This is a genomic window from Clostridium brassicae (genome assembly GCF_026738875.1).
Lineage (GTDB): Bacteria > Bacillota > Clostridia > Clostridiales > Clostridiaceae > Clostridium_H > Clostridium_H brassicae.
Map to the genome: position 1 here is coordinate 1 of NZ_JAPQFJ010000005.1, position 13,712 is coordinate 13,712.

Sequence of the window (13,712 nt, forward strand, 5' to 3'; positions counted from 1 at the left end):
CATTGGTAATATAAAAGGTATTGTTAAAAGAACTTCCGAAGGAATTATAGTTAACATTCCACCCATAACAAAACTGGCAAAACTAATTGCTAACGCACTCTATACCCCTAAATATATACAATTAAAACTTAACATATGAAGTTAAATACAATAAATTAATTAATGTAATATTATCCAAAACAGTAAATGGAATTTTACTTTTATTTAGTGCTGTCAAATTTAATTCTGTGGAATTATTCCAGCAGGCTCCGCCTAAAAATCTAGGCGACTATGGAATATATTGAATAATATTAACAGGTAATTATATGAAAATATAATTTTTATATTTGTACGAAATCTAGGTAATTAAATATATTTATATTATAAATTAAATAAATATTTAGAAAATTATTGAAATATATTGTTTATTAAAATAATGATGAATGATAAAATAATGATTAAGAGGTGATATAAATGAAAAAAATACTAAAGGTAATTTTATTCATTCTAATATTTAGTGGTATAGGATTTGCTATAGGATATTTTTTGTTTGGTAAACATATATAAATTTTAAGGAGATAGAAATGAGTAAATGTATCATATGTGGTGCACATGGCGAAAAACATCACATTGTTTATAAAAATCAAGGAGGAATAGATATTCCTTTAAATTATATTTATCTATGTTCTGAACACCATAGAGGAGCATTAGGTCCTCATAAAAACAGAAATGTAGATTATGAGTATAAAAAAGACTTTCAAAATAAGCTATTTAATATACTTAAAGAAGAATATTATAGCATGAATGATTTAAAAAAATTACTAAAGATAAATCCTTTTCAATGGAAAATAATTGAAAGAAAATTTAAAGAATATAAAAAGGGATATAAAAAGGGATATAAAAAAATAGACGTTATTAAAATACTTATGGGTGGAAAAATATATATTTAACAAATAAAAAATATAATGAACATATAGTTTACATAATATTTATTATGCATTTTTAAAACAAAAGTAAACTTAAATCAAAATTTGAAAAATAAATAAAATCCCTATATAATTATCTACATAAAAACAAGGCAGGTGATAGCAGTGATAGAAAGACTTCAAAAATACATGGCCTCATGCGGAGTTGATTCAAGAAGAAAATGTGAAGATATAATACTATCAGGTAAAGTAAGAGTTAATGATAAAATAGTACGAGAATTAGGAGTAAAAATTGATAATGATAAAGATAAAGTATATGTAGATTCTAAATTAATAACAAAAGAAAAAAGTAAATTATACATAGCTTTAAATAAACCTGAAGGATATGTATCCACTGTTAAAGATGATAGAGGAAGAAAAACAATTATAGACTTAATTAAACTAGATGAAAGAATATATCCAATAGGTAGATTGGACTATAACACTTCTGGATTAATTCTTCTTACAAATGACGGAGATATCTATAATAAAATAATTCATCCAAGAGAAGAAATAAATAAACTATATTTAGCAACTATTAAAGGTATTCCTTCCAAAGAAAAAATAGAGAAATTTTGTAATGGTATTGATATTGGAGGTTATATTACTTCAAATGCAAGTTTTAAAATAATAAAAAAACTTAAAGACACCTGTGAAGTTGAAATAACAATTCATGAAGGAAAAAACAGGCAAATTAGAAAAATGTGTGATAAAATAGGTCATCCAGTCATTTCCTTAAAACGAATTTGTATAGGTAAACTTACTTTAGGAAATTTAAAGCAAGGTGAATGGAGATATTTGCATGAATACGAAATGAATTATTTAAATTCTCTATGATTATACTATAATTCTCCTTAATTTCTACACACTAATCCCTTTAAATATGAAATGTAACTTGATAAATGTTTTAATTGATGTTAAAATGAAATAAAAATTTCATTTTTTTGCAATGTAAGAAAGGGTTTGATAACTATGGACGAAAATACTCAAGATCTCATGAGAACCATTCAGATAAAGTTTCCACGACTAAGTAAAGGTCAAAAATTAATTGCTGAATACATATTAAAACATTATGATAAAGCTGCTTTTATGACAGCAGCAAAGCTTGGTACAAGTGTAGGAGTTAGTGAATCTACAGTAGTTAGATTTGCAAATGAATTAGGCTTTAGTGGATATCCTAAATTACAAAAAGCACTTCATGACTTAATTAAAAATAAATTAACTACTGTTCAAAGAATAGAATTATCAAATAATTTGATAAATCAAGAAAACGCTTTAAAAGGTGTATTAAAAGCAGATATGGAAAATATACGAGCTACTTTAGAAAAGATTAATCATAAAGATTTTGAACAAGTAGTTAATTGTATATTAAATGCTAAAAGAATATATATTATTGGATTAAGAAGTTCTACTGCTTTAGCTGATTTTCTTGGTTTCTATTTAAATATTATGTTAGATAATGTAAAGGTTGTTAAGCACGGAATTAGCGATGTTTTTGACCAAATGATAAATATAACTGATGAAGACTTAGTAATTGGAATTGGATTTCCTCGTTATGCTGGAAGAACTATAGAAGCATTATCTTATGCCCAAAGTAAAGGTACTAAAGTTGTAGCACTAACTGATAGTTTGCTTTCTCCATTAGCAACTAGAGCTGAATATACTTTAATTGCTCAAAGTAATATGGCATCCTTTGTTGACTCCTTAGTTGCTCCTTTAAGTGTTATAAATGCTCTTATAGTAGCTGTTGGCTTGAGAAATAAGGAATCTACTTCCGCCACATTTAAGGAATTAGAAAGTATTTGGGAAGAATACCACGTATATTCTTATAAAAAAGAAGATTAATTTTTTAAAAAGGGGGAGCGTTATATACCCTCTTTTTTTATGTATTATTTATTTTAAATACTTGAATAAACACTAGTGTTATATTAAATTATAATAGTAGAAATTTATGTATGTACAATGAGGTGAATAAATGAGAACAGTTATAGTTGTAGGTGGCGGTCCCGCTGGAATGATGGCAGCAATTAAAGCTTCTGAAAAAAGCACAGTGACTTTGATTGATAAAAACGATAAACTTGGCAAAAAATTATTTATAACTGGTAAAGGTAGATGTAATGTAACTAATAGTAAAGATATAAGTGAGTTTTTTGACTATATACCAGTTAATTCAAACTTTTTATACAGTAGTTTATATACTTTTACTAATGAAAATACAATGGACTTTTTTAATAACTTAGGAGTAGAATTAAAAACTGAAAGAGGAGATAGAGTATTTCCAAAATCAGATAAATCCTCAGATATAATAAAAGCTTTTGAAAAAGCTCTTATAAAAAATAATGTTAAAGTAATGCTAAATTCTTATGTAAAAAAAGTTATAGCAAAAAATAATATGATAGAAAAAATAATTTTAGATAACAATGAAGAGTTTTATGCAGATAGCTTCATTTTTGCTACAGGTGGTTTATCCTATCCTCAAACAGGTTCTACTGGTGAAGGATTAAATTATTCTAAAAAGCTAGGCCATAATATAGTAACTCCTAAAGCAGCCTTAGTTCCAATTGAAGTTAAAGAGAATTGGATAAAAGATCTTCAAGGACTTTCTTTAAAAAACGTATCTTTGTCTATAAAAAATGAAAAAAATAAAATTTTATATAATGAATTTGGTGAAATGCTTTTTACCCATTTTGGTATATCTGGACCTATTGTTCTAAGTAGCAGTAGGGTAGTAAATGAGAGCAAAGGTCTTAAAGCTATTATAAATTTGAAACCTGCTTTAACCGAAGATGAGCTTGATAAAAGAATCCAAAAGGATTTTACTAAATATTGTAATAAAGATTTTAAAAATTCACTGAATGATTTATTACCTAATAAACTTATTGACATAATCATAAAATTAAGCAATATAGATGAATCTAAAAAAGTTAATTCCATAACAAAAGTTGAGAGAAAAACACTTGTTAATTTACTTCAAAATTTTGAACTTAATATTAAAGGATTAAGACCTATTGAGGAAGCAATTGTAACTAGTGGCGGTATTAATGTCAGAGAGATTGACCCTTCTTCAATGAAATCAAAACTAATCAATAATTTATATTTTGCTGGAGAAATGATTGATGTTGATGCTTACACTGGTGGCTATAATATTCAAATAGCTCTATCAACAGGTTATCTTGCAGGTATGTCTGTTAATGAATAATAAATATTGTAAATTATAAAGGATTTTCATAATTAATATAGAATATATTACATTGGTACTGTTTAAAATAGAAAGGCGGATTTATATGAGAATAATAGTGGCAATTGACGGTCCAGCCGGTGCAGGGAAAAGTACTATAGCTAAAAGGGTCGGGGAAAAATTTAATCTTATGTATATAAATACAGGATCTATGTATAGAGCTGTTACCTTAAAGGCTTTAGAAAAAGATATTCATCACTCCAACATGGATAAATTATGTAGATTAGTTGATACTATGGATATGTATTTTCAAAATAATGAATTAATATTAAATGGTGAAAATATAAATGACAAACTTACATTGCCTTATATAAGCAACAATGTTTCTAATTATGCTTCTATAAAAGAGGTAAGACATAGACTTGTTGCAATACAAAGGGAAATGGCTGAAAAGTATGATGTAATAATGGACGGTAGAGATATTGGTACTGTAGTACTTAAAGATGCTCCTTTTAAATTCTTTTTAACTGCTTCTCCAGAGGAAAGGGCTAGAAGAAGATATGAAGAGTTAAAATTAAAAAAACTTGATGTAAATTATGAAAATATTTTAGATGAAATAAAAAAGAGAGACTATATAGACTGCAATAGGGAAACTGATCCATTAACTAAAGCAGAAGATGCTATAGAAATTGATTCTACAAACATGAATATAGAAGAAGTGGTAGAAAAAATTTGCTCTTATATAAGAAATAAAATTAATAATTAATATTATAGAGGTTGTAAACTTATGCGGAATATAATTTTAGCTAGTAAAGCTGGCTTTTGCTTTGGGGTAAAAAGGGCCGTGGACAAAGCCTTAAATGCCAGAAATGAAAATGATAATACAATATATACTTTAGGTCCACTAATTCATAATAAAGATGTAGTAAATTACTTAGAATCTAAAAATATAAATTCTATAGATTTTAAAGATATCGATAAGTTAAAAGAAAAAGATGTTATCGTTATACGTTCCCATGGAACTACTCCTCATGTAATAAATAAACTTAAAGAAAAAAAGTTAACAATTATAGACTCTACTTGTCCTCACGTTTCTAAAATTCATCATGAGGTAGAGAAATATCACAAACTTGGTTATGGTATAGTTATAGTTGGAGACTCTAGCCATCCAGAAGTAATTGGAATAAATGGTTGGTGTGATAATTCAGCTTTAATTACTAAAGATGGTTCAAATATAGAAAATATATTAAAAAAAGTTTGTGTTGTTTCTCAAACTACTGAAAAACAAGAAAATTGGGGGAAGGTAATTAATGTTATTGCATCTAAATGTAGAGAATTTGTTGCTATAAATACTATCTGTAATGCAACTCATATACGCCAAAACTCCGCATGGGATCTTTCAAAAAAAGTTGATACTATGATTGTAATAGGAGGATATCATAGTTCCAATACTACTAAGTTATATGAGTTATGCAAACAAAATTGTAAAAATACTATACATGTAGAAAATTCAGGAGAAATCCCTGATAAAATAATTAAAACTAGTAAAAATATAGGTGTTACAGCCGGCGCTTCAACACCTGATTGGATAATAAAGGAGGCAATTACAAAGATGAATGAAAACAGAGAATTAGAATTTAATGAACAACTTGCTTTCATGGAACAAAATGATGTACAAATAGCAGTAGGTGACAAAATAAAAGGTCAAATAATTTCTTTAAATGAAAGAGAAGCTTTTGTAAATATTGGCTATAAAAAAGATGGTTTCTTACCTCTTAAAGAAGTTACAAATGATGAAAACATAAAATTAACTGACTTATTTAATATTGGAGACGAAATTGAGGCTAAAGTAATCAGTCTTAAAAATGATGATGGTTATGTAGTATTATCTAAAATAGAAATTGAAAGAGAAAAAGCTTATTCTGATATCAAGGAAGCTTTTAATAATAAGACTAATTTAAAAGTTGAAATTAGAGAAACTGTTAAAGGTGGACTAATTGCAAAATATAATGGAGCAAGAGTATTTATTCCAGCTTCTCATTTAGAATTACATCATGTAGATGATTTATCTTCATACATAGGTAAGACCTTAGATGTAAACATAATAGAATATAAACCTCAAAGAAAAGGCACAAGAATTGTAGCTTCTAGAAGAGATTTATTAATCAAAGAAAAAGAAGCAAAAGAAGCCAATGCATGGGAATCTCTTGAAAAAGGTAAGATAGTAGAGGGAGAAGTAAAAAGACTAACTAAATTTGGCGCTTTTGTAGATATAAATGGAATAGATGGACTACTTCATGTTTCCCAAATTTCTTGGGGAAGAGTTGAAAAACCTGAAGATGTTCTTAAAGTTAAAGAGAAAGTTAAAGTATGTATTTTAGATTTAGATAAAGAAAATAGAAAATTATCTTTAAGTATAAAAAGTTTAACACCTAATCCATGGCTTAATGTTGAAGAAAAATATCCTATTGGAAATGTGGTTCTTGGTAAAGTAGTTAGATTCGCTGATTTTGGTGCTTTCATAGAAATAGAACCAGGTGTAGATGGATTAGTTCATATTTCTGAAATAAGTCATAAGAGAATTAACAAACCAAATGAAGTATTAAATATAGGCGATGAAGTAAAAGCTAAAATTTTAAATGTAAGTAATTCAGAAAAAAGAATCAGTTTAAGTATTAAAGAAGTTGAATAACTTAAATATATTGGTTAGAACATGGGGTAAGCATACAGTTTATTGTATTCTTACCTCATTATTTTAGAAATTCTCTTTATAATATGTTGAAATTTAGTAATATTTCAACATTCCTACAATATATAATTTAATAGTAGGTGTATGGAGGGAAAGACTATGGGCAAAAAAAGTAAACGTATGAAGTATAATGAAATCATCTCAGATAAAGAAGATTTAATAATTAAAAAAGTGTTAGATAGATATAATATTGAGTTTATAGACTATAAAAAAGTAAGAAGTGCTTACAAAGTACGAACTTCCAAAGGAAATATATGCTTAAAAAGATTTAGTCATGGAAGAAATAAAGCTACTAACGGAAATATCTTAGTAGAAGCATTATACCAAAATAACTTCAACAATACTGCCACATTCATGAAAACACAAAATGATAATTTATTTGTTAAATATAAAAATTATTTTTTTTATACTACAGAATGGATAGATGGCGATGAATGTGATTTTTCAAATTTGGAAGAAGCTAAAAAATGTGCTTCACTATTAGCTAAATTTCACTCGGCTACTTCTGAAATTGATACTAAAGATCTTAAAATTAAAAACAACTTAAAAAATTGGACTCAAATTTACAAAAATAAACTCTATGACTTGCCAAACTTTAAAAAAATAATTTTAAATAAAAAGATTAAAAATGAATTTGATAAAAAGTATTTAGAACATATAGATGAATTTTATAAGAGAGGTTTGTTAACTCTAAGTATATTAAATAACTCAGAGTACTATAGATTATCTAAAGAAGCCGAAAAAAATCATACAATTTGCCACAATAGCTTTTATTATCAAAATATAATAAAAAGAGATAACAAATATTATATTATTGATCTTGATAGCATAACAATAGATCTACAAGTAAATGATTTAGGTAAATTTATACGAAGACTTATGAGTAAACACAATTATAAATGGGATTTTCAAAAAGCAAAACAAATTATTGAAGGTTATAATTCAGTAACTAAATTGAGTAAAAGCGAATTAGAAGTAATGTTGGCCATAATAGTATTTCCTCATAAATTTTGGAAATTAGGTAGAAAAAGATATATAAAATATAAACATTGGAGTGAAGAAAAATATTCTAGTAAATTAAATAAAATATTATCGAATATGACATTAGAAGAAAAATTTTTACAAGACTATATAAAGTTTTTAGATAGTTATACTTATTAATATCCTAGATTAAAGAAGGTAGAGTTATGTATGAAATAATTCCACTAACTAAAAGTAATTTTTATGAATTTAAAAAACTAAATGATTTAAAAGATAAATTTAATGAAATAAACAAAGATTTTTTTGAAATATATGATAGCAAAAACCCTTTTCAAAAGTTTTTAGAAAAAAAGAAAATTAAATTATTAAAAAATGATTCCTCTTATATAGGTTATATTTGGAGTGAGAATGTAAAAAAATCTATTTATAGAATACAATCTATGTTTGTTGCTAATATCAATAATGATCACATTTTAGATGAGTATAAGCTGTTACTAGATTCAATAAATGGATACTCTAAGATATATTATGATTGTGTGAAAAATAATTTTAATCATAAAATACTAAATACTCTTAATTTTATAAGAGCAAAAGGATTTTTTGAAATGTCTCTAAATCTAAATAATATTACCCCCTTTGATAAACCTGATTACGTTTCTTTTAAAAAGGTACTTATAGGACATGATGAGGAATTACGATGTTTCATTCAAAATGCCATATTTGAGAGTAAAGATAGAATTCCTTTGGAGCCAAAAGATATATACTACGATGAAATACAAGACTATTATTTCGCCAAAGGGGCAATACTTATAAAAGACGGTAATAATTATATTGGATATGGCCAAATAATAATACGAAACGGAACTCCATATATAGTGAATTTTGGAATAATACAAGAATTCAGAAAAAAAGGCTATGCTAAAATACTGTTATCATACCTATTAAATATATTAAAAGATAATAATTATAATAAAGTAAATATTCATGTGGATTTTAATAATTATTCCGCAATTAAATTATATAAATACTTTGGATTTCAAATAAAAAAAGAAACTTATACTTGGGTATTAAATAAATTATAGGAGCATAATATTATTGCTCCTATAGTCTTTGTTAAATAAGAAAATTGCATAGTTACATGTAAATTTCTTTTAATTATGCAATTTCTCTAAATAATTATCAAACTGTTCTTTTAAATTTTTATTCTAAAACATTTTCCCTAGGCACATAAGAAGATTTTAAGTTCATCATATTTTCAGTCTGTACCTTATAATAATAACTTCTATCATAAATACAATCATATCTACTATACTGAGTATCTCTATCTTTTTCTTCTAACTCTTTTGCATCATACATAAATCTCAACCCTCCTTTTTAATATTTTATCCAAAATTTAATTATTTTAACCCTGCTATCCTTTCTGATCCTTCTGAACATTCGTTCGTATTTTTATATCTCAATTAAAGGCTGATTTTAGAATTTACTTTGATATTAAATTAAGATAAATGTTAAAATAACTAAAAAGTCCTTTTAAAAGTTCTTTAAATTATATATAATAATTAATAGTTGCTTAACAAATGGTAAAACTTTATTGAAGGAGATTTAAGATTATGAAAAATTTAAAAGATAAATATTATATAGATACTTGGGGTTGTCAAATGAATGAGGAAGACTCTGAAAAAATATCAGGATTGTTGAAGGGATTAGGATGTAATAGAACTTCTGTTCGTAAAGAAGCTGATATAATAATATTTAATACTTGCTGTGTAAGAGAAAATGCCGAACAAAAAGTATTTGGCCACATAGGAGAATTAAAACACTTAAAAAAAGCAAACCCTAACTTAATAATTATAATTTGTGGTTGCATGACTCAACAAAAAGGGATGCCAGAAAAAATCATAAAGAAATTTCCTTATGTGGATATAATAGTTGGAAGCTTTAATTCCTATAAACTTCCTGAATATATAGATAGAGTGAAAAAAGACGGTAAATCTATAATAGAAGTTTGGGATAAAGAAGATGGCATAATAGAAGGATTGCCTATTGATAGAAAAAGTGATATAAAAGCCTTTGTAACAATAATGTATGGATGCAATAATTTCTGCTCTTACTGTATAGTTCCATATGTTAGAGGTAGGGAAAGAAGTAGAAAACCAGAGGATATAGTCAATGAAATTAAAGATTTAGTATCAAAAGGTTATAAAGAAATCACGCTTCTTGGTCAAAATGTTAATTCTTATGGTAAAGGCCTTGAACCTGAAATAACTTTTCCAAATCTTTTAAGAATGGTAAATAAAATAGATGGTGTTCAAAGAATAAGATTTATGACATCTCATCCTAAAGATGTATCAGATGATTTAATAAAGGCCATAGCTGAATGTGATAAAGTATGTGAACATGGACATTTTGCATTACAATCAGGTTCTACTAAAATTCTTACAGAGATGAACAGAAAATATACTAGAGAAAATTATTTGACTTTAGCTAAAAAACTTAGAGATAACATACCTGATGTAGCAATTACTACAGATATAATTATAGGTTTCCCTGGAGAAAGTGAAGAGGACTTTGAAGAAACCCTAAGTATAGTAAAAAAAGTAGAATTTGACTCTGTATTTACATTTATATATTCTATAAGAGAAGGTACACCAGCTGCAAAACTTCAAGCTCAAGTTCCTGATGATATTAAGCATAAAAGATTTAATAAATTGGTAGAAGCCATAAATGAAATAGTAGAAAGAAAAAATAAAGAATATGAAGGAAAAGTTGTTGAAGTTCTAGTAGAAGGAGCTAGCAAAAATGATGAAACTAGACTTACAGGTAGAACAAGAAACAATAGATTAGTTAACTTTAATGGAAGTCCTGAAAATATAGGAAAACTCGTTAATGTAAAGATAGTTAGAGCTCAGCCATTCTCATTAATTGGAGAAATAGTATAACTAGATTTTTTATCAACATTGATTTTTAATTCATAAGAGAACTTCATTATTAATTCAGTATTAATAATGAAATATAAATCGGATAACTGATATTAATTTAAAATGTCAGAATAATAAAAAGCTCTTATAAGAGCTTTTTATATTATCTTTAAAAAGGAGGTATTTTTGTGGGGTTAACTCCAATGATGCAACAATATCTAGAAGTAAAAGATAGAAACAAAGACTGCATAATATTTTTTAGATTAGGTGATTTTTATGAAATGTTTTTTGATGATGCAGAAATTGCGGCAAGAGAACTAGAGCTTGTTTTAACAGGTAGAGATTGCGGCCTTGAAAAAAGAGCTCCTATGTGTGGAATACCATATCACTCTGCTAATTCCTATATAACACGCCTTGTAAATAAAGGTTATAAGATAGCCATATGTGAACAATTAGAAGATCCTTCAAAGTGTAAAGGGCTTGTAAAAAGAGATGTCATTAAAATAATTACTCCTGGAACTTACTCTGATTCAAATTTTTTAGAAGAAACTAAAAATAACTATGTTATGAGTTTATTTATAGAAAATGACAAAGTAGCTATGAGTTTTGCGGATATATCAACAGGAGACTTTCAATGTACTTTTTCAGATTATGATATTACAACTGTCCTAGATGAAATATCTAAATATACTCCAAAAGAAATTATTATACAAGATAATATAAATACTAAGCTTCTACAATCTATAAAAGAAAGATTCCAAGTTTCCTTTACTTCTCGTCCTATAGATTATTTTAATGATAATGCAGAAGAGAACTTAAAAAGACAATTCAAAAACTTTAGTTCTATAAATTTTGATATTGTTTTACTACAAAGTTGTAATGGTCTTTTAAATTATATATTAGATACTCAAAAAACTATTCTTACACATATTGATACCATTGAATACTATCATATAATAGACTACTTAAGTATAGATATTAATTCTCGTAAAAATTTGGAACTTACGGAGACTTTAAGAGATAAATCAAAAAAAGGTTCTCTTCTTTGGGTAATAGATAAAACTAATACTGCTATGGGCGGAAGACTGCTCAGAAAATGGGTAGAACAACCTCTTATTCAAAAAAACTCAATAGATAAAAGGTTAAATTCAGTACAAGAAATCATAGAAAAAAATTATTTATATGAAGAATTAAAAGAGCAACTTATGGATATCTATGACATAGAAAGATTAGCTGGAAAAGTTTCTTCTAAAAGCGTAAATGCTAAAGAACTTCTATCTTTAAAAAATTCTATAGGAAAGATTCCTAAAGTAAAAGATCTTTTAAAAGGATTTGACAGCTCTCTTCTAAAAGAAATATATAATAAGTTAGATTGTCTTGAAGATGTGTTTAGTCTTTTAGATAAGTCTATTTCTTATGAACCTTCTTTATCGGTAAAAGAAGGAGGGATAATAAAGAACGGATATAATAAAGATGTAGATGAATTAAGGGAAGCAAAAGCTCATGGTAAAGAGTGGATTGCTAATCTTGAAAATACAGAAAGAGAAGTTACAGGAATAAAATCCTTGAAAATACGATATAATAAAGTATTTGGATATTATATCGAGGTTACAAAATCAAATCTAAATCTTGTACCTGATGGAAGGTATATAAGGAAACAAACACTTGCAAATTGCGAACGATATATAACTCCTGAATTAAAGGAAGTGGAAGATAAAATACTCGGAGCACAAGACAAATTAATAAACCTTGAATATGATCTATTTGTAGAAATAAGAGAATCTATAGAAAAAGAAATAGATAGAATGAAATTTACTGCAAAACTTATATCTGAAATAGACTGTTTATGTTCTCTAGCTATTGTAGCTCTTGAAAATAATTACTGCAAACCAGAAATAAAGGAATTTGGAGAATTGTATATTGAAGAGGGAAGGCATCCTGTAGTTGAAAAAATGCTACCAAGAGAAAGCTTTGTATCTAATAACACAACCATTAATAATGAAGATAATCAATTAATTTTGATTACAGGACCTAATATGGCAGGTAAATCTACTTATATGAGACAAGTAGCTTTAATTAGCATTTTAGCTCAAATAGGTAGCTTTGTACCTGCACAAAACGCATCTATAGCTATATGTGATAAAATATTTACAAGAATAGGAGCTTCTGATGACTTAGCTGGCGGTAAAAGTACATTTATGGTTGAAATGTGGGAAGTATCTAATATATTAAAAAATGCAACTAATCGAAGTCTTATATTATTAGATGAAGTAGGTAGAGGTACTAGTACTTATGACGGATTAAGCATTGCTTGGTCAGTAATAGAATATATATGTAATAATCCTTCTTTAAAATGCAAAACATTATTTGCAACTCATTATCACGAGCTAACTTCTCTAGAAGATAAAATTTTAGGTGTTAAAAATTATTCAATAGCTGTTAAAAAGCTTGAAGATGATATAGTATTCTTGCGTAAAATCGTAGAAGGCGGTGCAGACGAATCTTACGGAATAGAGGTAGCAAAACTTGCTGGGATACCTGATGATGTAATAGATAGAGCGCGATCCATACTTGAAAGATTAGAAAATGGGGACTCAGCATCTTCTAATATGGAACATATAAATAGCAACTATAATCCTAACATAATTAAATCAAAAGAAGAATTAAATGTAAAAGAAGCTGCTTTTTCTGCAATAGAAGTAGAAAAAGACATTAAAGATATCAAAAAGGAAACAATTGAAGTAAAACCTTTAGAAATAAAAAAAATAAAAGAAAAAAAACCTAACACCAATATACAGCAGATAGGGTTTTCTGATATAGGAAAAGAAACCTTATTAAAAGAAATAGCTTCTATTGATATTTTAAAAATGAATCCAATGGAAGGATTCAACAAATTATATGATATAATAGAGAAAGCTAAAGCATTGTAATTTATAGAAGGT

General features: G+C 26.7%; 11 protein-coding genes. 10 read left to right on the forward strand and 1 reads right to left on the reverse strand.

Annotation, left to right across the window (positions count from 1 at the left end; all coding sequences use genetic code 11):
• The first annotated feature begins 563 nt into the window (after positions 1-563).
• From OW729_RS06320 to OW729_RS06355, 8 genes are all read left to right on the forward strand, one after another.
• Positions 564-929: an HNH endonuclease gene (locus OW729_RS06320; RefSeq protein WP_268060634.1), complete on the forward strand. Its 366-nt coding sequence runs from the start codon at positions 564-566 to the stop codon at positions 927-929.
• Between the two features lie 141 nt (positions 930-1,070).
• The gene (locus OW729_RS06325) at positions 1,071-1,781 is read left to right on the forward strand and encodes a pseudouridine synthase (protein ID WP_268060635.1); all 711 of its coding nucleotides are present in this window, start codon (positions 1,071-1,073) and stop codon (positions 1,779-1,781) included.
• 135 nt (positions 1,782-1,916) lie between these two features.
• Positions 1,917-2,789 (forward strand): MurR/RpiR family transcriptional regulator, encoded by an 873-nt coding sequence (locus OW729_RS06330; RefSeq protein ID WP_268060636.1) that lies wholly within the window; start codon positions 1,917-1,919, stop codon positions 2,787-2,789.
• A 130-nt stretch (positions 2,790-2,919) separates the two neighbouring features.
• Positions 2,920-4,143, forward strand: a complete 1,224-nt coding sequence (locus tag OW729_RS06335) for a BaiN/RdsA family NAD(P)/FAD-dependent oxidoreductase (protein WP_268060637.1) — start codon at positions 2,920-2,922, stop codon at positions 4,141-4,143.
• An 85-nt stretch (positions 4,144-4,228) separates the two neighbouring features.
• Entirely contained in the window at positions 4,229-4,888 is a 660-nt protein-coding gene (gene cmk / locus OW729_RS06340) for a (d)CMP kinase (protein ID WP_407647646.1), read from the forward strand.
• A 21-nt stretch (positions 4,889-4,909) separates the two neighbouring features.
• Positions 4,910-6,814 (forward strand): bifunctional 4-hydroxy-3-methylbut-2-enyl diphosphate reductase/30S ribosomal protein S1, encoded by a 1,905-nt coding sequence (locus OW729_RS06345; protein ID WP_268060638.1) that lies wholly within the window; start codon positions 4,910-4,912, stop codon positions 6,812-6,814.
• 156 nt (positions 6,815-6,970) lie between these two features.
• Complete coding sequence (locus OW729_RS06350) at positions 6,971-8,032, forward strand: CotS family spore coat protein (protein ID WP_268060639.1); 1,062 nt, start codon at positions 6,971-6,973, stop codon at positions 8,030-8,032.
• Positions 8,033-8,058: 26 nt separating this feature from the next.
• Positions 8,059-8,934 carry a GNAT family N-acetyltransferase gene (locus OW729_RS06355; RefSeq protein ID WP_268060640.1) on the forward strand — a complete coding sequence of 292 codons (876 nt, stop codon included), beginning with the start codon at positions 8,059-8,061 and terminating at the stop codon, positions 8,932-8,934.
• 118 nt (positions 8,935-9,052) lie between these two features.
• Here the strand turns inward: OW729_RS06355 and OW729_RS06360 are convergent, their stop codons facing one another.
• Positions 9,053-9,208 (reverse strand): hypothetical protein, encoded by a 156-nt coding sequence (locus tag OW729_RS06360; protein WP_268060641.1) that lies wholly within the window; start codon positions 9,206-9,208, stop codon positions 9,053-9,055.
• A gap of 254 nt (positions 9,209-9,462) precedes the next feature.
• Between OW729_RS06360 and miaB the strand changes: the two genes are divergently transcribed.
• Together miaB and mutS are read left to right on the forward strand one after the other, a co-directional pair.
• Positions 9,463-10,791 carry a tRNA (N6-isopentenyl adenosine(37)-C2)-methylthiotransferase MiaB gene (miaB, locus tag OW729_RS06365; RefSeq protein WP_268060642.1) on the forward strand — a complete coding sequence of 443 codons (1,329 nt, stop codon included), beginning with the start codon at positions 9,463-9,465 and terminating at the stop codon, positions 10,789-10,791.
• A gap of 167 nt (positions 10,792-10,958) precedes the next feature.
• Complete coding sequence (gene mutS, locus OW729_RS06370; protein WP_268060644.1) at positions 10,959-13,700, forward strand: DNA mismatch repair protein MutS; 2,742 nt, start codon at positions 10,959-10,961, stop codon at positions 13,698-13,700.
• The last annotated feature ends 12 nt before the right edge of the window (positions 13,701-13,712 follow it).